This is a genomic window from Leifsonia sp. 2MCAF36 (genome assembly GCF_052115525.1).
GTDB lineage: Bacteria > Actinomycetota > Actinomycetes > Actinomycetales > Microbacteriaceae > Leifsonia.
The window spans coordinates 76399-97593 of the sequence record NZ_JBFRGV010000008.1 but is presented as its reverse complement, the minus strand read 5'-3'; the positions used below and the strand labels follow the sequence as shown (position 1 = coordinate 97593).

The 21195-nt window shown below is 68.8% G+C and carries 24 protein-coding genes; 7 read left to right on the top strand and 17 right to left on the bottom strand.

Annotated elements, in window-relative coordinates; translation table 11 throughout:
• Positions 1 to 19: 19 nt before the first annotated feature.
• Entirely contained in the window at positions 20 to 1705 is a 1686-nt protein-coding gene (locus tag AB4079_RS13425) for a GAF domain-containing protein (RefSeq protein ID WP_441787808.1), read from the top strand.
• On the top strand, positions 1702 to 2346 hold the full coding sequence (locus AB4079_RS13420; RefSeq protein WP_441787807.1) for a response regulator: 645 nt from the start codon (positions 1702 to 1704) through the stop codon (positions 2344 to 2346). The genes AB4079_RS13425 and AB4079_RS13420 overlap by 4 nt, the downstream gene beginning before the upstream one ends.
• A gap of 56 nt (positions 2347 to 2402) precedes the next feature.
• Here the strand turns inward: AB4079_RS13420 and AB4079_RS13415 are convergent, their stop codons facing one another.
• From AB4079_RS13415 to AB4079_RS13405, 3 genes are all read right to left on the bottom strand, one after another.
• On the bottom strand, positions 2403 to 2876 hold the full coding sequence (locus tag AB4079_RS13415; RefSeq protein ID WP_441787806.1) for a universal stress protein: 474 nt from the start codon (positions 2874 to 2876) through the stop codon (positions 2403 to 2405).
• A gap of 11 nt (positions 2877 to 2887) precedes the next feature.
• A complete protein-coding gene (locus tag AB4079_RS13410; protein WP_441787805.1) occupies positions 2888 to 3223 on the bottom strand; it encodes a universal stress protein in 336 nt (111 codons plus the stop codon).
• Between the two features lie 98 nt (positions 3224 to 3321).
• Positions 3322 to 3816: a pyridoxamine 5'-phosphate oxidase family protein gene (locus AB4079_RS13405; protein ID WP_441787804.1), complete on the bottom strand. Its 495-nt coding sequence runs from the start codon at positions 3814 to 3816 to the stop codon at positions 3322 to 3324.
• A 111-nt stretch (positions 3817 to 3927) separates the two neighbouring features.
• Between AB4079_RS13405 and AB4079_RS13400 the strand changes: the two genes are divergently transcribed.
• Complete coding sequence (locus tag AB4079_RS13400) at positions 3928 to 4239, top strand: DUF5652 family protein (RefSeq protein WP_441787803.1); 312 nt, start codon at positions 3928 to 3930, stop codon at positions 4237 to 4239.
• A gap of 62 nt (positions 4240 to 4301) precedes the next feature.
• On the opposite strand, the gene AB4079_RS13395 is transcribed toward AB4079_RS13400, so the two are convergent.
• Complete coding sequence (locus tag AB4079_RS13395; RefSeq protein ID WP_441787802.1) at positions 4302 to 4502, bottom strand: hypothetical protein; 201 nt, start codon at positions 4500 to 4502, stop codon at positions 4302 to 4304.
• A 128-nt stretch (positions 4503 to 4630) separates the two neighbouring features.
• Here AB4079_RS13395 and AB4079_RS13390 point away from each other — a divergent pair, with 128 nt between their 5' ends.
• The gene (locus AB4079_RS13390; RefSeq protein WP_441787801.1) at positions 4631 to 5017 is read left to right on the top strand and encodes a DUF805 domain-containing protein; all 387 of its coding nucleotides are present in this window, start codon (positions 4631 to 4633) and stop codon (positions 5015 to 5017) included.
• A 27-nt stretch (positions 5018 to 5044) separates the two neighbouring features.
• Here AB4079_RS13390 and AB4079_RS13385 read toward each other — a convergent pair whose 3' ends face one another.
• The 6 genes from AB4079_RS13385 to AB4079_RS13360 form a co-directional block, all read right to left on the bottom strand.
• Complete coding sequence (locus AB4079_RS13385) at positions 5045 to 5308, bottom strand: hypothetical protein (protein WP_441787800.1); 264 nt, start codon at positions 5306 to 5308, stop codon at positions 5045 to 5047.
• A gap of 92 nt (positions 5309 to 5400) precedes the next feature.
• A complete protein-coding gene (locus tag AB4079_RS13380; protein WP_441787799.1) occupies positions 5401 to 5655 on the bottom strand; it encodes a ferredoxin in 255 nt (84 codons plus the stop codon).
• Positions 5652 to 6890 carry an NADH-ubiquinone oxidoreductase-F iron-sulfur binding region domain-containing protein gene (locus tag AB4079_RS13375; protein WP_441787798.1) on the bottom strand — a complete coding sequence of 413 codons (1239 nt, stop codon included), beginning with the start codon at positions 6888 to 6890 and terminating at the stop codon, positions 5652 to 5654. Before AB4079_RS13375 ends, AB4079_RS13380 begins: the two co-directional genes overlap by 4 nt.
• 2 nt (positions 6891 to 6892) lie before the next feature.
• Positions 6893 to 7468: a ferric reductase-like transmembrane domain-containing protein gene (locus AB4079_RS13370; protein WP_441787797.1), complete on the bottom strand. Its 576-nt coding sequence runs from the start codon at positions 7466 to 7468 to the stop codon at positions 6893 to 6895.
• Positions 7465 to 8469 (bottom strand): FAD:protein FMN transferase, encoded by a 1005-nt coding sequence (locus AB4079_RS13365; RefSeq protein WP_441787796.1) that lies wholly within the window; start codon positions 8467 to 8469, stop codon positions 7465 to 7467. Before AB4079_RS13365 ends, AB4079_RS13370 begins: the two co-directional genes overlap by 4 nt.
• 453 nt (positions 8470 to 8922) lie before the next feature.
• Positions 8923 to 10578: an FAD-dependent oxidoreductase gene (locus AB4079_RS13360; RefSeq protein ID WP_441787795.1), complete on the bottom strand. Its 1656-nt coding sequence runs from the start codon at positions 10576 to 10578 to the stop codon at positions 8923 to 8925.
• A gap of 114 nt (positions 10579 to 10692) precedes the next feature.
• On the opposite strand from AB4079_RS13360, the gene AB4079_RS13355 reads away from it, so the two are divergent.
• Positions 10693 to 10875: a hypothetical protein gene (locus tag AB4079_RS13355; RefSeq protein WP_441787794.1), complete on the top strand. Its 183-nt coding sequence runs from the start codon at positions 10693 to 10695 to the stop codon at positions 10873 to 10875.
• A 150-nt stretch (positions 10876 to 11025) separates the two neighbouring features.
• Positions 11026 to 11298 carry a metal-sensitive transcriptional regulator gene (locus AB4079_RS13350; protein WP_441787793.1) on the top strand — a complete coding sequence of 91 codons (273 nt, stop codon included), beginning with the start codon at positions 11026 to 11028 and terminating at the stop codon, positions 11296 to 11298.
• Positions 11299 to 11586: 288 nt separating this feature from the next.
• Here AB4079_RS13350 and AB4079_RS13345 read toward each other — a convergent pair whose 3' ends face one another.
• Both AB4079_RS13345 and fdhD read right to left on the bottom strand, forming a co-directional pair.
• Positions 11587 to 13881 carry an FdhF/YdeP family oxidoreductase gene (locus tag AB4079_RS13345; RefSeq protein WP_441787792.1) on the bottom strand — a complete coding sequence of 765 codons (2295 nt, stop codon included), beginning with the start codon at positions 13879 to 13881 and terminating at the stop codon, positions 11587 to 11589.
• Positions 13881 to 14768 (bottom strand): formate dehydrogenase accessory sulfurtransferase FdhD, encoded by an 888-nt coding sequence (fdhD, locus tag AB4079_RS13340; RefSeq protein WP_441787791.1) that lies wholly within the window; start codon positions 14766 to 14768, stop codon positions 13881 to 13883. The genes AB4079_RS13345 and fdhD overlap by 1 nt, the downstream gene beginning before the upstream one ends.
• A 78-nt stretch (positions 14769 to 14846) precedes the next feature.
• On the opposite strand from fdhD, the gene AB4079_RS13335 reads away from it, so the two are divergent.
• The gene (locus AB4079_RS13335; protein ID WP_441787790.1) at positions 14847 to 16031 is read left to right on the top strand and encodes a molybdopterin molybdotransferase MoeA; all 1185 of its coding nucleotides are present in this window, start codon (positions 14847 to 14849) and stop codon (positions 16029 to 16031) included.
• A gap of 21 nt (positions 16032 to 16052) precedes the next feature.
• Here the strand turns inward: AB4079_RS13335 and AB4079_RS13330 are convergent, their stop codons facing one another.
• From AB4079_RS13330 to AB4079_RS13310, 5 genes are read right to left on the bottom strand one after another with little or no spacing between them, the layout of a single operon-like run.
• On the bottom strand, positions 16053 to 17531 hold the full coding sequence (locus AB4079_RS13330; RefSeq protein WP_441787789.1) for an aldehyde dehydrogenase (NADP(+)): 1479 nt from the start codon (positions 17529 to 17531) through the stop codon (positions 16053 to 16055).
• Positions 17528 to 19000, bottom strand: coding sequence for an FAD-dependent oxidoreductase (locus AB4079_RS13325; RefSeq protein WP_441787788.1), 1473 nt, complete (start codon positions 18998 to 19000; stop codon positions 17528 to 17530). Before AB4079_RS13325 ends, AB4079_RS13330 begins: the two co-directional genes overlap by 4 nt.
• On the bottom strand, positions 18993 to 19322 hold the full coding sequence (locus AB4079_RS13320; RefSeq protein ID WP_441787787.1) for a (2Fe-2S)-binding protein: 330 nt from the start codon (positions 19320 to 19322) through the stop codon (positions 18993 to 18995). Before AB4079_RS13320 ends, AB4079_RS13325 begins: the two co-directional genes overlap by 8 nt.
• Positions 19319 to 20485, bottom strand: a complete 1167-nt coding sequence (locus AB4079_RS13315) for an NAD(P)/FAD-dependent oxidoreductase (RefSeq protein ID WP_441787786.1) — start codon at positions 20483 to 20485, stop codon at positions 19319 to 19321. Before AB4079_RS13315 ends, AB4079_RS13320 begins: the two co-directional genes overlap by 4 nt.
• On the bottom strand, positions 20482 to 21183 hold the full coding sequence (locus AB4079_RS13310; protein WP_441787785.1) for a GntR family transcriptional regulator: 702 nt from the start codon (positions 21181 to 21183) through the stop codon (positions 20482 to 20484). The genes AB4079_RS13315 and AB4079_RS13310 overlap by 4 nt, the downstream gene beginning before the upstream one ends.
• Positions 21184 to 21195: the final 12 nt, after the last annotated feature.

Here is a 21195-nt window from a genome sequence, read left to right as displayed (position 1 = left end):
CCGCCCGAGGGGGTGCGCGATGCAGGGCGACGAGCCCATCACTTTCCCGGATGCGCCTCGCGCGGAACTAGATCGTGCCATCGCCCAACTGGTCGAGCAAGCCCAGAAGGTTTTGGAAACCCAGGGCCGGCTGAGAGCGCTGGTGCGTGCCAACGGTGCCGTGGTCTCGCATCTGGAGCTTCCGACGGTGCTGCGAACCATCGTCGAAGCCGCCGTTGACCTGGTGGGAGCGCACTACGGCGCTCTCGGGGTCATCGCCGAAAGCGGTGGACTGGAACAGTTCATCCACGTCGGAATGCCCAGCGAACAAGTCGCTCGGATCGGCCACCTGCCCGAAGGTCATGGCCTCCTCGGGGCGCTCATCGATGACCCACGGCCGATCCGGCTGGAATCCATCGGTGCAGACCCCCGGTCTGTCGGCTTCCCCGCTGGACACCCGCCCATGACTGCCTTCCTCGGCGTCCCCATCGTTGTCAGGGAATCCGTCTACGGGAACCTCTACCTCACCGACCCGACCTCTGGCGCATTCAGCCAGGACGACGAGCAGCTCGTGCGCGCCCTCGCCGCTGCGGCCGGCAGCGCCATCGACAACGCGCGGCTCTTCGCCGAAACCTCCGCGCGTCAAGCGTGGAGCGCATCCACTGCCGAGATCACCGCGACGATACTCGGCGCCGACACGGCCGACGCATTCCGCGAGATCACCCGCCACGTCCACAAGCTGGTCAAAGCCGACTTCGTCGCGATCGTGCAGACGGATCTGGAACAACGCCTGGCCCGTGTCCTCGCGCGCAGCGACGACGCTTCTCCGGGCCCGGACGCAGTCCTCGATAACGATCAGCTCCGCTCAGCCGTGGAAAGCTCCCAGCCCACGCGCGCGGAGGATATCGGCCCGGTCACGCTTTTCCCGGGATGGGGAGGCGGCCCGGCACTGATCATCCCCTTTGCCGGGCAAGCGCGGCATCCGAACGTGCTCCTGGCCCGCCGGGAGCACGGCAGCACCGCGTTCACCACCTTCGACCTCGAGCGAACGGTGGCGTTCGTCAACCAGGCCGGCATCGCCGTCGAACTGGCCGGAGCACGAGCCGACAGGGAACAGCTTCAACTGCTCGAAGATCGGGCGCGAATCGCCCGCGACCTGCACGACCACGTCATCCAGCAACTCTTCGGTGCTGGGATGGAATTGCAGAGCATCGAATCGGCCGTCGGCGCTGGGGCAGTCGCGGACCGCCTCGACGGCACGGTCAAATCGTTGGACGACGCGATTTCGCAGATCCGCACCATCATTTTCGCGCTCTCGCACCCGCGAGAAGAGACCAGCCTGCGACACCGGCTGCTCGATGTCGTCCACGACGTCGGCGGCACCCTGTCCGAGCCGGCCACTCTGGCATTCTCAGGCCCCATCGACGTTGTCGCCGATCCGGCGCTAGCGGACGACATCACCGCGTTCGTGCGTGAGGGCCTGACCAACGTGGTCCGTCACGCGCACGCGCGAAAGGCCTCGGTAGCCGTCGTGGCATCCGGTGAAGACATCACCGTCTCCATCGTCGATGATGGCTGCGGCATCGGCGATACCACCCGGCGCAGCGGCTTAGAAAACATCAGGCAAAGGGCACACCTCCGCGATGGGGTGCTGGAGATCGACTCCAGTGAGCGGGGCACGCGGCTCTGGATACGCCTTCCCGTACCGGCCGGAGCACCAGAATGACGAACAACCCGATCCGCGTCTTCCTGGCGGACGACCACGAAATAGTGCGGCGCGGCATCGCCGCCCTGATCGACGCCCAAGACGACATGGACGTGGTCGGGGAAGCTGCGACAGCGGCACAAGCCCGCGCCCGGGTCCGTGCGGTCGACCCGGATGTCGCCGTGCTCGACGTGCGACTCCCCGACGGCAGCGGCATCGACGTCTGCCGAACGATAAAACAGGAGACCCCGAAAGTGCGGTGTCTCATGCTGACCGCATACGACGACGACGATGCGCTGCGTGCGGCCGTGATCGCCGGCGCTGACGGCTATGTGATCAAGGACATCCGCGGCAGCTCCCTGCTCGATGACATCCGGGCAGCGGCGCACGGAAAAAAGCTGATCGACCCGCGAATCGCCTCCCGCATGTCAGCGCAACTGCGGGAACCGGCCGACGACCCCCGATACACATCGCTGGGCCTGCGGGAACGCCAAGTGCTCGCCCTCATCGCCGACGGACTCACCAACCGGCAGATCGGCGAAAAGCTCGGGCTCGCCGAGAAGACGGTCAAGAACTATGTCAGCTCACTACTGGCCAAACTGGGGCTCGAACGACGAACACAAGCCGCCGTGCTCCAACTGGAACACCGTAACCGCTCGTGAGCGGCCGGCCCCGAAGCGGTCCGCTCACACGAACTCAAGCGCGCGGGGTGCGCGCCTCATTGCGTATTCGGCTCTTCCAGCGGTCCGTGCTGGTGGACCGGCGGAACCACCAGCACCGGACACCGCGCCTGGGTCGCACAGTACAAACTCACGGACCCCAGAAACGGGGAGGCAAGCCCGCTGTGTCCGCGGCTGCCGACGACCAGCATCGCGGCTCCGTCTGCCGCGTCCACCAGCACCTTGCCCGGGTGGCCCATCTCGACCCGGACTGCCACCCAATCCGGGGAATCCTGGCCGAACTCCCCGCGAATCACCTCGTCCAAGGTCGCATAGGCGACAACTCGAGGGGAGCCTTCCGGCTCGGGGAAGTACGCGTCATACCTGGACGTCGAGTGCTGCCATGCCATGACGGCCACCAGTCGGGTGTCCAGGGCACGCGCCAGCTTCACCGCCTCCCGAAACGCCCTCCGCGACCCCACCGAACCATCGATCGCACACACGATCGGCGGCGCCGCCCTAGATCCGGTCATGGTTCCCTCCCTCACCACGCCTCGTCACCCCTACTGGCGTCGCTCGCGAACGAGCATTCCTTCGGTGTCACCAGCACCGGGCACGGGACATTGAGCAGCACATCGTGGCTGACCGAGCCGAGCATGGATGTCATCAGACGGCCGCGACCGCGGGTCCCGACCACGAGCGCGGCTGCCCCCAGCGCCTGTTCGATGAGGGCGGTCGCCGGGTTCGAACGCGGCACTGTCGCCGTGATCGCCGCCTCGCGTGCGATCGGAACATCCGCGATCGCGTCCGGGATCACCCGTTCTTCCAGCGCCACGAAGGACGGGTCCACATCAGTGCCGGCATCCAGCAAGGACCACATCCAACACTCCGCCGCGTTGGGCGACCCGTTCCGCGTCCAATCCAGGGCGCGCCACGCCGATGGGCTCCCGTCGAATCCCACCATGACGCGACCGTTGCTCACCAGTCCCCCTCGGAACGACCGCTCACGGTGTGCAACTTCACCCGGAAGACGACGACCGCGCCGGTCGGGTGGCCCATCTCGGCCTTCCCCGACTGCAACCGCGGGACATCAAGGGCCCGCGATACCCCTAGTCCCGCCTCGGGCGGCACGTCAGTGGCTGTCACTGAGACCAGCGGACGGAACCGATCCAAAAGGATCCGCACACCCTCCTGCGCGTCGGCACCGACCAGCTGTTCGAACCGTCCGTAAGCGATGACGCTCCGCCACTTCTCCAGGCTGAGCAACTCGTCCACTTCGAAACAGACCTCGGACTGCGAGCGCAGCGCACGAACCTTCTGCCCCTGCGCGCTGTGGCAGTAGACAGCGCCGTCACGGTAGGCGTACGAGATCGGGACGACGTAGGGCAACCGCCCGTCGATCAACCCCAACCGGCCGACCCTTTGGCTCGCCAACAGGGTCTCCCTCTCGTCGTGCGTCATCTCAGCAGGCATTCGAAAGCTCCTCGCGCTCGGTCACTGGCTGAAGCCTCTCGCGACGCGCCCGCGGACGGTTAGGACCTTCGGCCCTTCGCAACCGGCAGCGGACGCGGTGTCCTTAATGGCATGACAACTCGCAACAGGGCCACCTCCGCCATGCCCTTCCGGATGCCCGACGTCTCCTCCGGCGGCCGGGCAATGATCGTCGCCGCCGTGACCTGGAGCCTGGCTTGGAAAGCCGCCTCACTCTGGCGTGCCGCGAAGAACGACAGTAAGCCCTGGTTCGCCGCTCTCTTACTCTCGAACACGCTTGGTGCCCTGGACGCCATCTACCTGTTCGGAGTCGACCGCCGACATCGCATCGCGAACCGCGCAGAAGAGGACCTGCTCGCAGCAACGCACGAACCCGAACAGCTCGGCCACCATCAAGAGACGTGAGCGCGTCGGCCAGCGTCCCCGAGCCCGCTGCTGACCGACTCCCGACGCGCCACCGCTGATGATCACGCCTTCAGCAGGACGAGCACGTGGTACACCACGTAAACCGGCCAGACGATCGCTTGCAACAGGCCCAGCACGACTCCCCAGAACGACCCGTCCGACACCGAGACGAAGTAGATGGCCGCTCCGACATAGGCCAACACGTACGCGAACCCCCACCCTCCGGCGCGGTCGATGACGCGAGCACTTGTGTTTCCAGCCATGTCTTCCTCCTCAGCGGTCGCCTCGTATGAGTCTCCCGAACCGCCGGACGCCACGGCGGGACTTTCGCCCCACCGATCAGAGGTGCATCGCCCTACGCTGCCATCACAGAACCAAAGGGGCAGAAACCATGTCGTTCTTTCAAGCGATTGCCATCGACTTCAAGAAGTACGCGACGTTCAGCGGCGTGGCCGACCGGGCAGAGTTCTGGTGGTTCGCGCTGTTCGTGTACGTCGTCGGCGCAGCCCTGAACGCGCTGAACCTCGTAACACCGCAGGGCACCGTCTACATCGGCAGTAGCCTGGCCGCCTGTTTCGGTGCGGCAGTTCTGCTCCCCTACCTCGCCGTTACAGTCCGCCGTCTCCGCGACTGCGGACGGTCCTGGACGAACCTGTTCTGGCTCCTGCTTCCGATCGCCGGACTGATCGTGCTCATCGTGTTCCTCGCCCAGCGCGGAACATCGACTCGGGACGCCGGTCAGGCACTGCCCCCGCAGAGCGCTGGCCTCGCCAGCTGAATAGCCGCGGTTCGGAAACCGAACCGGTCACGACCCGGACGACCGCCCACCGATCTGGCCACCCTGGCTCTGCTGGATGCCGGAACCTTCGTCGTCAGAACCTTGCTGAGCCACGCTTCCGGATGACGAGTCGCCCGTCTCGGAGGTGCCGGACGACGAGCCCGACGTCACAGACGTGTGGGTCCCGAGCAGCAGCGCGACAGAGGCGATCCCTGTGACCGCCAGGCTTCCGGCTCCCACGAGAGCGGTCAGCCGCCCGACGACCCGTTTCCCCTGTTCACGAGTGCCCACCTGAACCACCTCCGGTTCGCTGACGATGGCCCCAGCATCCTCCCCGATTCTTGAGGAATTCTTGGTTTGCCTGCAGGGCTCCTGCCGAAGTGCTATCGATCTCCTGACAGCCCGTGCGTGAGGCGTAGCGCCAAGACGGGGCAGAGGCGGACGGCCTCCTCTGCCTCCTCGATTTCGTGCGAGTGGATGGGCACATCCGACCTGCGCGCCGGGTCACCGCGCAGTGATACGGGATAGCCCCAGTCATCTCGGGCAAGCGCGTGCTCGAGAATTTCCGCGCAGAGCCCGCGGCCGTCGCACCGTGTCCAGTCGATGTGCAGGACGTGCCGTGGCGTGTCTGCACTCATCGCGGCCGCCGCGTGCATCGGCCGTCGGCGTGCGCCCGCACATCCCTCGCAAAGACATGCAGCGCACTGCGGATGAGCCGTACAGTTCCGTCCGGGTGATGGCAGGCTCCCCGACCGACGACGAGGTTCGACACCCTGACGAGGTCGGCGGCGTTGGCCTTCGCGTCGCTGCCCGCGGCCAGGGCCGCGAAGCGTGCCGCCATGGTCGGAAGGCCGAACATGCAGGGCCCGCACTGACCTGCGGTCTGACCGGCGAGATAGCCGACGATCTCGGCAGTTGCCTGTAGGCCGCAGCGCTGGTCGCCGAGGACGTGGACGATGCCGGCACCCGGCTGCGCACCGAAGGGCGCCAGTCCTGCGGGCGTCAACGGTGTGTCGAAGGCGGCTGCGGGAACCCACGCGCCGTGGTAGCCGCCGACGAGCACGGCGGACGCGGTGTCAGCGTCCAGTCGGACACTGCCGAGAACGTCGCTCAGGGTTGCGTCCGTGGGGACCTCGAACACGCCCGTTCGCGGAACGTCCCCCGTCACTGTGACCAGACGCGTCCCCGGTTGTTCAGGGGTCCCGATAGAGCGGAACCACGCGCCGCCGAACCGGGCGATCAGGGCGAGATGCGCGAGCGTCTCGACGTTCTGCACCAGAGTCGGTCGCCCGCGCAGACCGGACTCGGTCAGACGCACGATGCGATCCGTCGGACGCGGATCGTCATTCCCGATGGCATTCACGACTGCGCTGGCCTCACCTGCGATGAAACTGTCGGCCGCTTCCACCACCTCGATGCCACGCGCATCCGGGCGTTCGGCGATCGCGCGCTCGACGCTCGGCAGCGATGCGGACCCGACATACAGCAGCACGTTGCGGGCGCCGACCATCCGCCCGGCGGCGAGCATCCCGTCGATCACCAGATGCGGCGCGTTCTGCAGCAGAACGGCGTCCTTCCAGCTCAGCGGCTCCCCTTCCGAGCCGTTGGCGATCAGGATCGGCGCCCGCCCCCGACTACGGCGCGCTCCAACACCCACGGCAGCTAGCTTGCGCCACGCTGGGAAACCGGCTCCCCCGCGCCCGGTGAGTCCGGAGGCCTCCAGCTGGGCCAACGACGCGTGCGGCTCGCACGCCGGCAGCGGACCGAACGCTCTCAGGTGTGCCTCGAGCGTCGCCTCCGTTCCCGCGGAGAGGAGGCGGTTCGCGCCGGCAGGGCGCTCGGCAGCGGCCGGGAAGCCGGGATCAGCCGTCATCGTCATAGCGTCCCGTCCTTGAATCGGGCGGCGGTCTGCCGCGTGTGCGAGTTCTCGAGGAAGCGGGCGGAGGACCGCCAGACGATGGCGACGACGATCAGCAGCGTCGACGCGGCGGCGAGGAGAAGGAACCAGCCGCTGGTGCCATTCGTCCCGTTCCCGATCCCGTGCAGCACGGCGATCGGCCACATCGCGTAGGTGAACCAATGTATGAAGCGGAACACGGTGTTACCGATCCGCCGCCGCAGCAGCGCGGTCACCACGATCGCCACGACCAGGTCGAAGGCTACGGTTCCCAGTCCCTGCCAGAAAGGCTTGAAGGAGCCGACGAAGGGCACGACGATGTCGGTCACCGTGAGCTTGGCGTACGAGTCGAACAGAAGTGTCCCGACGTGCAGCACGAGGAAGACCAGGGCGAGCAGCGAGACGTTGCGGTGGACCAGGGACACCGAGAATCTCGGCATCCCGGGGAGCGGTCGCCCCGATCGGGTCACGATTCCGAGCAGCACTGTCACGGTGAAGAGGATCAGCGAGACGACGCCGCTGGCACGGCCGAAGGCCCACAGCAGCTCATTCATCGCACACGCTCGTTCTCTGGTGCCGGCGCGGCTTCGTCGGGAGCCGGCCACGCACCGACCGTGACGACACGTCCGCGCAGGTCGACGAGCCGCGCGTCCGCGCCCTGCTCGGCGAGCCACGCGACAGCACCCCGGCCTCGCACGATCGACGCGGTGCTGAGCGCGTTCGCGCGGAGACAGGTCGCTGCCGCGACCGTCACTGAGCGCCACTCCGGAATCACGGGCGTGCCGAAAGCCGGGTCCAGGATGTGCTGGTGCGTTCGGCCGTCGTGCATCCAGCGTCGCTTCTGTGTGCTGGAGGTCGCCATGGCGCTCCCGGAGGGGAGAAAGACCTGCTGAGCGGGGTCGGTGTCCAGGTCCTGCACCAGGATCTCCCACCCGCGTGCGTTGTTGGACCCGGCGGTGGCGATGTCGCCACCGAGGGAGACGAGGACGCCGGTGGTGAGTTCTTCTGCGACTCTGCGTGCGATCAGGTCGGCGGCGAAGGCCTTGGCCGTCGCACCAAGGTCGATGCGGACGTCGGCGGGCACGGTAAGTAGACGTCCGTCCAGGTGGATCCGCCGCCAGCCCGGGTCACGACGTTGTGCGACGGTCAGAGCAAAGGAAGACCCATCGGCGGCCTCCGACGGCAATGGCGAGGCGTCCGCGCGGAGCTGGTCGAAGTCGCGGTCGTACCCCCACTGCTCGAGGTCTGCCCCGAGCGACGGATCGACGCTCCCGCCGGTCTCCCGCGCCACGTTCAGCGCCGCCGCGATGAGGTCGGCGAGCAGCGCGGACACCTCCACACCGTCCGACGCGCGAGGATCGGCGGAAATGCGGCTCAACTCTGACGTAGGTTCGAAACGACTGCAGGCCGCCGTGATATCGCCGAGAACAGACTCAGCGAGCAAGCGGGCGTCCGCGAGCCGCTCCTCGCAGTCGACCACGATGGAGGCGACGGTTCCCCACACCATCCACTCGGAGCGGGAGAAGGCGGCGTCAGGACCCGGACGACTGGCCACTGCTCGACCCTCCCTGGCTCTGCTGGACAGGCGGAGCAGGAGCCGCCGGCGCGGGGGCCGGAGCCGCCGGTGCGGGAGCAGGAACCGCCGGCGCCGGAGCCGCTGGAGTTGATGTCTGAGCTGCGGGGGCACTCGGCGTCGGCGCCGAGGTGCTCGGCGCGCTGGTGCTAGTGGTTCCGCGGACTGTCGCAGACGACACGTTCGTGTGATCCAGCAGTACGCCTGAGGCGACTGCCGTCGCGGCGAGGCTCCCGAGCCCCACAATCCCTGTCAGCCATCCGACGATCCGCTTGCCACGTCTCCACGTTGCCACTCGTTCACCTCCGTTTAGTAGATACCTCCACCCTCCCAACGGTTTCTTGGCGCATTCTTACGTGGCATGGGCGCGACCTGAGGATTCCCTATCCTTTTCGCTCTAGTCGCAGTCGATTGTTGGCGGCACGGCTTCTGGGATCAGGAGTATGCGAGCGCAACCGGTCGTTGGGTGACGCAGCCCGCGGCCCAGGTGCGGTAACCCCCGTCGAGGTTGGCGACATCGCGGCCGTGCTGGGCCAGGATGCGAGCAGCGGTGTGTCCGCGCTGGCCAACCTGGCAGTGCACCACGAGCGGTCCGTCGGGCAACTCACCGACCCGGTCGCGCAGCGCGTCGACCGGGATGTTGATGGCGCCGGGGATCGACCCGGCAGCGTATTCGGCGGCTGTCCGCACGTCGATGAGGGTCGCGCCGTCATCTAGAGCCGCCTCAAGTTCGTGCCATTGAATCGCACGTGTAGTCCCGGTGCGGAGGTTGTCCGCCACATACCCGAGCTGGTTGATCGGGTCCTTCGCCGAACCGAACTGGGGCGCGTATGCGAGCTCGAGACGGGCCAGCCCGGACGCACTGATGCCTCCCGCCATCGCGACGGCGATCACGTCGATCCGCTTGTCAACTCCTTCACCGCCGACGATCTGCGCGCCGAGGATCGCATCCGTGTCCGGGTCCACAAGCAACTTCATGGACATTGACTGCGCGCCCGGATAGTAGGTGGCGTGCGAGGACGGGTGGGTGTGGATCATACGATGCGCACGTCCGGCGGATACCAGTTGGCGCTCGCTCCAGCCGACTATCGCCGCGACTCTGTCGAAGACCTTCACGATCGCGGTGCCGAGCGCTGGGGTGTTGCGCTCGTCGCGGCCGGCGATTACGTCGGCGACGGAGCGGCCATGCCTGTTGGCGAGACCAGCCATCGTCACCAGTGCTCGTCCGCCGGAAAGGGCGTCCACCTTCTCGACACCGTCGCCGACGGCGTAGATGTGCTCGTCGCTAGTGCGGTTGCGGGCATCGACCGCGATTCCGCCCGTCGTGCCGAGGGTGAGCCCGGCCGAGCGGGTCAGATCGACGCTCGGAGTGACGCCTGACGCGTCGACGATGAAATCGGGCCGCAGCGTGATGCCATCGTCGAGAAGCACGGTTCTCGCCTGCACCGTGTCGACGGTGACTGATGTGCGCACGTCGACGCCGTGGCTGCGCAGGTGCGCCTCGATCGGCACCACCATTTCGGGATCCAGCGGGCTCAGGATGTGGGGGCCGCGCTGTATGAGTGTGATGTGGATTCCCCGGCGTACGAGGTTGTCGACCGCTTCGAGGCCGATGAATCCGCCGCCGACCACCAGGGCGCAGGGGTTGTCGGCGGCGGCGTCGACAAGCGAGCCGATCGCGTCGACGTCCTCCACCGTGCGGAGTGTGTGGGTGGGAATATCCGAGCCTGCGGCTGCCTCTCGCGCGGTCGCGCCAACGGCCAGGATCAACTCGTCGTAACCCTCGACGAAGGTGTCGCCAGAGGCGAGGTCGAGTACCGTCACCGTCCGCGCTGCTGCGTCGATCGCACGCACCTCGTGGCTGGTGCGCACGTCGAGCCGGAAGCGGGATGCCAGGGACTGCGGCGTCTGCAGCAGCAGGGAGGAGCGGTCCCGGATCACGCCGCCGACGTAGTAGGGCAGGCCGCAGTTCGCGTACGACACATAGGGACCGCGTTCGAAGACGATGATCTCCGCTGCTTCGTCCAGCCGGCGCAGCCGGGTCGCAGCGGACATGCCTCCGGCGACGCCACCGACGATCACCGTTTTCATTCTGAGCTCCTCCTGAGGACGATTCGAGATACCCTCCCCGGTATCGTACTATACGGGGGAGGGTATCCATCACGATCCCCGATATGACACCGGCTCCCCCGGAGAGGACGACCCATGTGCTACCCCGTCAACTGCAAGGTCTGCGGCAAGACCACCTGGAGCGGCTGCGGCCAGCACGTCGCCGATGTGCGCCGCCGTGTTCCAGCCGATCAGTGGTGCAACGGCGACCACACCGACTCCGAGAAGGCGTCCGCCTCGCGTGGTGGATTCCTGGGGCGCCTGTTCGGGAAGGGCTGAACACGAGCACCTTCGCCAGTACCACCCCCATCCCCACCCTGATGGCCTTCCGCGACGCCGCGAGGGGTCGCTGACGAGCGCGGCAAGATACCCTGGCGGGTACCGTCACGGGCCTGCCCCACCCCGGCACCATCGAGAAAGAAGGCCACCGTGCCACAGAACACCGCTCCGGCCGACATCAAGCCCGTGCTCAACCGACTCCGCCGCGCCCAAGGACAACTGAACGCGGTGATCGCCGCCGTCGAAAACGGCGGCAAATGCCGCGACGTCGTGATCCAGCTCGCCGCTGTCTCCAGCGCCCTGGACAAGGCAGGCTTCCAGATCATCTCAACCGCGATGCAGAAGTGCCTCACCGACCCAGACGACACCTCCGACCCCATGACCGTCGACGAGCTGCAGAAACTCTTCATGACGCTCGCATGACCGGGGCGCGGCCATGAACGCGCCGGAACGGCGGCGACCCTTCGACGCGTTCAGCATGCTAGGGCACGCTGCGGCCATGTCGGCCCCGACCGAGCGACAACGCCAGAGCGAGTACCGCTAACGCTGGAAGATCTCGACCCACTCTCATCACGCTGGGCCAACTGCTGTCGACGAGCACCGACCTGCCTCCGATCAGGACTCCGCCCCTGCCGAACCCACCGAGGCGATCCTCGACTCGCTCCGAACGGAGCTCGGCGCGGCGACCGGTTGACAGCGGTGGGCTGATCCCTATTCCCCGCGGGGCACCAACCGCACGATGACCGCCTTGGACACGGGCGTGTTGCTGCCGGTGGCCGCGCTCTGCAGCGGGACGAGCACGTTCGCCTCCGGGTAGTAGGCGGCGGCGCAACCGCGGGCAGTCGGGTATGCGACCACTCGATAGTCGGCGAGGACGCGGTCCGGTTCGTCACGCCACTCGCTGTGGATGTCGACCCGCTGTCCGTCGCGCAGACCCAGCTCGTCGATGTCGAGCGGGTTCACGAAGACCACGTCGCGGCCCTTCTTGATGCCGCGGTAGCGGTCGTTGAGGCTGTAGATCGTCGTGTTGAACTGGTCGTGCGACCGCAACGTCTGCAGGATCAGCCGGCCCTCCGGACGCTCGAGGTGCTCGAGCTCGTTGACCGTGATCATCGCCTTGCCCGTCGCGGTGTCGAAGCGGCGCTCGTCGCGCGGGCCGTTGGGGAGGACGAATCCGCCCTTCAGGCGGACGTCCTCGTTGAAGCGCTCGAAGCCGGGAACGACACGGCTGATGTGCTCCCGGATGACGTCGTACTCCCCCTCGAAGCCTGCCCAGTCGATCCCGAGCGCCGGGTCGAGGGTCGCCTGTGCCAGCCGGCACACGATGGCCACCTCTGACAGCAGGCCGGGAGCGACCGGCGGAACCTTGCCGTGGGTGGCGTGAACGGCGCAGACGCTGTCCTCCACCGAAAGGAACTGCGGGCCGCCCTTCTGGAGGTCTACCTCGGTGCGGCCGAGCGTCGGCAGGATGAGTGCTTCGTCGCCGGTCACGACGTGCGAACGGTTGAGCTTGGTCGACACCTGCACGGTCAGCCCGGCGCCGCGCATGGCGGCTTCCGCCGCTGCGGTGTCGGAGATGGCGCCGACGAAGTTGCCGCCCATGGCGAAGAAGACATCGATCTCGTGGCGCTGCAGGCCCGCGATGGTCTGCAGAGCGTCGAAGCCGTGCGTGCGGGGCGGATCGAAGCCGAACTCGCGCTGCACCGCGTCGAGGAACGTGTCGGACATCCGCTCCCAGATCCCCATCGTCCGGTCGCCCTGCACATTGCTGTGGCCGCGGATCGGGGAGGCGCCCGCGCCGGGCTTGCCGATGTTGCCGCGCAGCAGCAGGAGCGTGATCAGCTCCTTCAGCGTCGCGACCGCGTTCTTCTGCTGTGTGAGCCCCATCGCCCAGGTGATGATGGTGCGGTCGGAGTGCACGTAGAGGTCGGCCAGGAGGTCCACCTCGGCGAGGCTGAGGCCGGTGGCCTCCAGCACCGTGGCATCGTCGAGGGTCGCGATGTGTCCGCGGAAGGCGCCGAGGCCCAGCGTGTGCTCGTCGAGGAACGCGTGATCGAGGACGGTTCCTGGCGCGGCCTCCTCCGCCTCCAGCACCCGCTTGGACACGGCCTGCAGCAGCGCCATGTCGCCGCCGGAGCGGATCTGGAGGAAGTGATCGGCGATCTCGGTACCCTTGCCGACGATGCCGCGCGGCTTCTGCGGGTTCTTGTAGCGGATCAGCCCGGCCTCCGGCAGCGGGTTCACGGCGACGATCGTGGCCCCGTTCCGCTTCGCCTCCTCGAGAGCGCTGAGCATTCGAGGGTGGTTCGTGCCGGGGTTCTGCCCCATCACGATGATGAGCTCGGCCTTGCCGAAGTCGTCGTAGGCGATGGTGGACTTGCCGATGCCGATGGTCTCGCTGAGCGCGGTGCCGGTCGACTCGTGGCACATGTTCGAGCAATCGGGGAGGTTGTTCGTCCCGAAAGCACGCACGAAGAGCTGATAGGCGAACGCGGTCTCATTGGCGGTGCGTCCGGAGGTGTAGAACGCGGCCCGGTCGGGCGAGTCGAGCGCGTTGAGGCGGTCGGCGATCAGCGTGAAGGCGCGGTCCCAGGTGATCGGTTCGTAGTGGTCCGAGCCGCTCGGCTTGAATACGGGTTCCACCAGCCGCCCCTGCATCCCGAGCCAATACTCGGACTTGTCCAGCAGGCTCGTCAGCGAATTCTCGGCCCAGAAACTCGTCGGTACGGTGACGGGAGTCGCCTCCCAGGTGACCGCCTTGGCACCGTTCTCGCAGAACTCGAGCAGGTTGCGGTCGCCCGGATCGGGCCACGCGCAGCTCATGCAGTCGAAGCCGTCCTTCTGGTTGATGGCGGTCATCAGCTTCGCGGTTCGCACCGGACCCAGCTCGCGTATCGCCGGCCCCATCGAATGCAGGATTCCGGGCACGCCGACGGCCCATTCCTTGTTGTGGCCGACCTCCAGGTCCGGGTACTCGTTGCCCGGGTTCACATCCGTGTCGTGCATCAGACCCGTGACTCCTGTTTCTGCGATTCCTGTTTCCGCGATTCCGGGGACACCTGCGCCGGGACGACGCGTTCGGCCCCGGAGTAGACGACCATGGACGACCCCCGCAGGAAACCCACCACGGTCAGCCCGAGTTCCTTGGCGAGGTCGACGGCGAGGGATGACGGCGCCGAGACGGCTGCGAGTACGGGGATGCCGGCCATGGACGCCTTCTGCACGAGTTCGAACGACGCCCGGCCCGACACCATCAGAACGGTGCCGCTCAGCGGCAGGCGGCCCTCCTTCAGTGCCCAGCCGACGACCTTGTCGACCGCGTTGTGCCGGCCGACGTCCTCCCGGAGTGCCAGGAGCTCGCCAGTGGACGTGTCGAAGAGCGCGGCGGCGTGCAGTCCGCCCGTCTTGTCGAAGGTGGCCTGCCCCTCCCTCAGCCGCTCGGGAAAGGTCGAGAGGAGCTCATCCGTCACCCGGACGCCGTCGTCGGCGACAGAGTACGCGGAGCGGGTCCGGACGGCGTCGATGCTGGCCTTGCCGCAGAGGCCGCAGGAGCTGGTCATGTAGAAGTTGCGATCGAGGCTCGCATCGGGCCGTGGCACGCCCGGCGCAAGGGTGACATCGAGGACGTTGTAGGTGTTCTCCCCGTCGACGGGGCCGCCCGCGCAGTAGCGGATGGCGCCGAGCTGGTCTCCATGGGAGATCACACCCTCCGAGACGAGAAAGCCGGCAGCCAGATCGAAGTCGCTTCCCGGGGTGCGCATCGTGATCGAGAGCGGGGCACCCCCGACTCGGATCTCGAGCGGCTCCTCGACGGCGAGCGCGTCCTCCCGGCGGATGCGTGATTCGCCGACGACGATGCGCGTGATCTGCTTTCGCGATGTCGTTCGACCCATGGTCCAGGCTTATCATGCGCGGCTCCGATGCCATACTCGAACGATGTGTGGAAGCGCATCGCGGATGGACATGAAACGATGACAGACCGTCCGACCTGGGCTCAGGCGCGAGCGATCGCGACCGCCGCGGGGCGCAATGCCGCGCTGGCACCGGAGAGCGTGCCGCTCGACCACGCCGTCGGTCGGCGGCTCGCCGCCGACCTGGTCACGCCCATCGACCTCCCTCATTTCGCGTCCGCTGCGATGGACGGCTGGCTGGTGGTCGGCGACGGACCCTGGGAGCTCGTGAGCGGCGACGTCCGCGACACGCGACCCCCGTCCCGTGGTCAGGCGCGACCCATCGTCACGGGTGCGCTCGTGCCCGACGCTCACGATCCCGACGTCGCATTGTCGGTGCTGCGCAGCGAGAGCGGGGTCGAGGAGAACGGGATACTGCGCTCGACGGTCCCGGGCGAGCCCCGCCCCGGCCACCACATCCGCCGGCCCGCGACCGAGGCCCAGCAGGGAGAGCTGCTGATCGCCGCGGGTGGCATCCTGAACCCCGCCCATGTCGCTCTGGCTGCCGCGACGGGCGTCGACGAGCTGATGGTGAGCGCTGTCCCGTCGGTCGCACTGGTGTTCACCGGCGACGAGGTCGTCGCGCACGGCGTTCCCGGTCCGGGGCGGGTCCGGGACAGCTTCGGCGTGCAGTTCCCCGCCCTGATCGGAATGCTCGGCGGCCGGGTCGTCGGCTCCCGCCGGGTTCCCGACCACCTCGCCGAGACGGTCGCCGCCGTCAGCGATGCCCGCGCCGACGTGGTCGTGACGACCGGCGGGACGGGAGGATCATCGACCGACCACGTGCGGGACGCACTGCTCGCGCTCGGCGCTCGATTCGTCGCCGACGGCGTGGCGATGCGCCCCGGCGGCCCGACCCGCATCGCGGAACTCCCGGACGGTCGCCTGGTCGTCGCCCTTCCCGGGAACCCCCTCGCGGCGATGGTGGCGGCGATCACGCTCGTGGAGCCGCTGCTCGCCGGGATGGCGAGCCGTGCGCCGGCGGAGACGCGGGTCGTGACGTCCGCGGCAATGGAGGGGCGCCCGGGATCGACGGTTCTGGTGCCCTATTCGGAAGAGGATGGGCGGGCCGTCGTTTCGGCGTGGCGCGGCGCGGCGATGCTGCGGGGGCTGGCCGGCGCGACCGGCATTCTGGTGGTTCCTCCCGAAGGTTTGGTCGACGGTGGTCCCGCGGAGGCGCTCGCCGTCCCGTGGGCCGCCGGATGACGAGTCAGATCGAGACCCCGTTCAGGAGACCGTCACCAGCCTTCCGTCGACCCGGCGGGGCACACCGAGCGGGTTCGCGTCCTTGAGCGCGTCGGGCAGCAGAGCGTCCGGAAGGTTCTGATAGGTCACCGGTCGCAGGAAGCGGGTGATCGCCGCCGTGCCGACCGACGTCGTGCCGACGGAGGTCGTGGCCGGGTACGGGCCGCCGTGCTGCTGCGCCCAGGTGACCGATACGCCCGTGGGCCACTGGTTCCAGAGCACCCGGCCGGCCTTGGTCGCGAGAGTGGCGACCAGGTCGCCGGCGACGGCGTCCCCCTCCGAGCCGATTACGGTCGCTGTGAGCTGTCCGTCGAGCAGAGCGGCGACGGAAACCAGCTCGGCCTCGTCCTGGTAGGACGCGATCAGCGCGGCCGGACCGAACATCTCCGTGATGAGTGCCTCCGGGTCGTCGCGCAGGGCGGTGGCCGTCGTGGTCAGCAGGACCGGGTGCGGGTCCTGGCTGCCTGCGGTCGAGCCGGCGAGGATGTCGACCCCGGAATGGTCGGCCCTCGCGGCCACCGAGGCACGGAAGCCGTCCGCGATGGCCGGATTCAGGAGGGGCGTGGGGGTGGGCAGCGTGGCCGAAGCGAGGAGGCGTTCCAGGTTGCTGCCCGAAGGGACCAGAAGCACGCCCGGCTTGGTGCAGAGCTGACCGGCGCTGCCCATCACCGAGGCGAGGAAGCCTTCCGCGATCTCGCCGGCGCGCTCATCAGCCGCGGTCCGGGTCACGAAAGCCGGGTTGACACTCCCCAGCTCCCCGTAGAACGGGATGGGCTGCTCGCGTGAGGCGGCGATGTCGAACAATGCGCGGCCGCCTGCGATGGATCCTGTGAACGAGGCCGCCTGGATCTCCGGGGCACGGAGAGCCTGCACTCCCGCGTCGGTGCCGTACACGGCGTCGAACAGGCCGTCCGGCGCGCCGACCGAAGAGAGCGCTTCCCGCACGAGCGCGGCGGTCCTGGCCGAGAGGTCAGGGTGCCCAGGGTGCGCTTTCACCACGACGGCGTTTCCGGCCGCGAGGGCGCTCGCGCTGTCGCCACCGGCCACCGAGAACGCGAACGGGAAGTTGCTCGCCGCGAAGACCAGCACCGGTCCGATCGGCTCCAGCTGACGGCGCAAGTCGGGGCGCGGGGCGCCCATCGGCCAGTCGCCGTCGGCGTGGTCGATGCGCGCGTCCAGCCAGCTGCCCTCCTCGAGCACCTCGCCGAACAGCCGCAGCTGGAACGTGGTCCGGCGCAACTCGCCGCGCAGGCGCGCTTCCGCCAGGTGCGTCTCCGCGCCCGCCAGCGCGACGAGCTCGTCGACGTGCGCGTCGAGGCGGTCGGCGACGGCGCCGAGGGCGCGCACGCGCTCCGCCACGGTGCTCGCCCGCCACGGTGCGGAGGCTGCGGCGGCGCGCGCCACGACGGCGTCGACCTCGGCGGGCGAGGTCGTCTCGGGAGCGGTGGCGGTGGTCGTCATTGTGGTGTCCTTCCGGTGGGGATGTCAGCGAGTTCGGCCAGGTCGGCGATGCGGAGCGGCGTGCCGATGGAGCGCGTGGCGAGCGAGGCCAGATCCGCCGCCTCGCTCGGCCGGCCCGTCTCCGCCGAGACCAGGCACGAGAGGGCGAACCCGCACACCCGGCCCTGGCACATGCCCATCCCCGGTCGTGCCGTCACCCGGACATCGCGCGCGTCGTCCGCGGCGAGCGAGCGGACGGTCGAGCGGACCTCCTGTGCGCTCACTTCCTCGCAGCGGCAGACGACGGTCTCCGGGGTCAGCCATGTGCTCCACTGGGCCGGGACCGGCGACGCGGCGTGCATCCCGACGGCGAAGCGACGGCCGCGGGCGATGCGCCTGCGGAGGCGGGATCGGGAGCGCGCGTCTGCGGGCAACCCGGCGTCGGCCGCCGCGGTGAGAGCGGCGAGACGGCCTTCCGCGGATGATTGGAGTGCCCCGCCGATTCCGGTCACCTCGCCGGCGACATAGACTCCGGCGACGGACGAGCGCTGATCGGGGTCGGCCACGGCGACGAGCGACGAGTCGACGTCGACCCGGGTCTGCAGCCCGAGGCCCACCGCCAGCTCGAGCTGGGGAGTGAAGCCCCATCCGGTCGCCACCAGATCGACGTCGAGGATGCGCTCGGTTCCCGGCCGGATGCGGCCCGAGCCGTCGACGCGGGACGTCACGGCCTGGGCGACCCGGCCATCGCCGCGGATCTCCGTCACGACAGTCCGCGTGCGCAAGGGGATGCGGTGACGCGCGAAGGTTGCGGCGTAGCCCAGACCCTCCATCAGTTTGCCCGGCTCCTGCAGTGCACGAAGTGGTGTCCTCGCCCAGCGTGTCAGGGCGTTGGCGTCGCAGACCGCCACGACCTCCACCCCCGCCTCGGCCAGGCCGGCGGCGACGGAGAGGAGGAAAGGGCCCGTTCCCGCGACGACGGCGCGACGACCGGCCGCCACCTGGTTCGCCTTCAGGAGCGCTTGGACACCCCCAGCCGCCATGACCCCAGGGAGCGTCCACCCGGAAACAGGGAGTTGACGGTCGTAGGCACCGGTGGCGAGGACGATCCGGGAGGCCAGGACCGCACGCCGGATGGGCGGAACAGCATCCACCCCCACGACCGGAGTGGTGCGCAGCTGGAAGGCGTCCGCCGCCCGGTCGACACGCCAGACCTGCCTTCCCGGAAGGTACTCGATACGTCCCTCGGAGACCGCTCGGCGCAGCTGGGCACGGAGGTGCTCGTAGTGCCCCCAATGGTGGTGTCCCGCCGACTCCGGGCGGGAGAAGTTCGCCAGGTGGCGCTCGTCCGGATGGCGCCAGTACTGGCCGCCGGTCTGGTCTCCGGAGTCGATGAGCACCACCGGGAGCCCGCGATCGGCGGCCTCGATGGCGGCCGACAGACCGGCCGGGCCTGCGCCGATCACGGCGAGGGCGCGCGGCTCAGACACCGTCGCTCCGTACGCCGTCCGGGCGGTTCGGCGTCGGCGCGAGGGCGTCCTCGGTCGAGACCACCTGACCGTCGTGCGCCGGCGTCACGCACGCGCGACGGGCTCGCAGGCCATCGACCGTCACGATGCAGTCGTAGCAGACCCCGATGCCGCAGAAGAGTCCACGGGGCTCTGCGGCGCGCCGGGTCGTCCGCCAGGACGAGATCCCGGCGGCCATGAGGGCCGCACCGACGCTCTGGCCGTCCACGAAAGGCACGGCTCGCCCATCGAACCGCAGCGAGCCGGAGGTCGGTCGCCCGGCCGAAACGTCGTCGACGGTCATGCCGCGGCCCTCTCCTCGAAGCGGTGCGGGAGGAAGGGCTCCAGAGGGAGGTCGGTCGTCTCGCCGCGCAGCGACTGCACCAGGAGCTTGGCCGTGCCGACCGAAAGGCCGATGCCCGCGCCCTCGTGTCCGGCGGCGTGCCAGAGCCCGGGCAGCCGGCCGTCCTCGCCGATCACCGGGAGGTGGTCGGGACAGTAGGGGCGGAACCCGGAATAGGTGCGGAGGATCTGCACGTCCGCGAGCACCGGGAAGAGCGCGAGGCCTGCCCGTGCGACGCGGCCGACAGCCTCCGGGGAGAACGAGCTGTCGAAGCCCACCCGCTCCCTGCTCGCACCCATCAGGATGGTGCCGCTGGGCGTGCCCTCGACCACGGCCGACACCTGCAGGCGGGCGTCCGAACTGGCGACGTTCTCGACGTACTCCGCCGAGTAGACCTTGTGGTGCACGGTGACCGGAACGGGCTCCGTCACCAGCACGAACCCGCGACGTGGAAGGACGGGGAGACTGAGCCCGGCGAGCCCCGCCACCTCGGCGCTCCACGGTCCGGCGCAGACGACGACAGCCCCCGCGTCGATCGGACCGCTCGCCGTCTCGATACCGATCGCGCGGCCACCGGAGAGACGGATGCCGGTGACGGTCGTGTGGGTGCGAAGGCGCGCTCCCCGGTCGCGAGCCAGTCGGAGCAGGTGGTGGGCGGCGAGCACCGGCTGCACCTGCGCATCCTCCGGGTAGAAGGCCCCACCGACCAGCCCGGAGGCCAGGTGCGGCTCGAGCGCCAGGAGCGCGGCGCGGTCGGGAACGTCGTCGACCTGGATGCCGAGGCTCCGCTGATGCGCCGCCAGCGCGTCGAGCGCCTGCTTGCCCGGAGCGGACGACGAGACGACCAGACCGCCCTTGGCCTCGAACTCCCAGTCGGCGGCATGCTCGGCGAGTTCTCCTCGCCAGAGCCCCTGCGAGTACAGAGCGAGTTCGAGCTCCGGCCCGACCTCTTTATCGGAGACGAGGAGGTTGCCCTCGCAATGACTGGTCGTCCCCGCGGCGATGGATCCGCGCTCGACCACCAGCACCGAGAGCCCTGCCGAGACCGCGTAGTAGGCAACGGCGGCGCCGATGATCCCCGCCCCGACGATCACGACGTCGGCGCGTGCGGTCGCAGCGGTCATGCGCGCCTGTCCGTACCCGCCGGCGCGGCCGGGCCACCCGACCAGTCCGTGAGGACGTGCTCGATGTGGCTGTAGACGAGGGTGCGCGCCAGGGCGCCGTCGCCCGCTTCGATGGCGTCGAGCATGGTGCTGTGCTCGAGCGCCGACGCCGTGAGCAGGCCCTGCTCGGCGAGGGAGGCCAGTCCGAAGAGTCGGGTCTGGGAACGGAGGGACGCGACCAGCTCCGTGAGACGGACGTTTCCGGCGTACTGCAGCAGCGCCAGATGGAAGTCGCTGTCGGCAGTGAGGTAGTGGATGAGGTCCCCTCGTTCGGCGCCCTCCACGATCTCGTCCGCCTGCGCCCGGAGGGCCGGGAATGCGTCCGGCGGAACGAAAGGCGTCGCCCGCTCGATGGCCGGCGGCTCGAGCATGAGGCGCAGCTCGGTGACCTCGTAGAGGTCGCGCGCCGAGACCTCCGTCACCTGGAAGCCGCGGTTGGGCAGAGCGATCACCAGCCCCTCCCGCACCAGGTCGAGCATCGCTTCACGGATGGGCGTGGCGGAGACACCGAATTCGTCGCCGAGGCTCGGTGCCGAGTACACGCGGCCCGGCTGCATCTCGCCGCTGATAATGGCCGAGCGGAGAGCGCTCTTGACCGTGTCGCGGATGCTCGGCTGCTTGTGGAGGCGCACAACGCTGCGCAGTTCGGTACCGGTCATCAGAACGCCTCC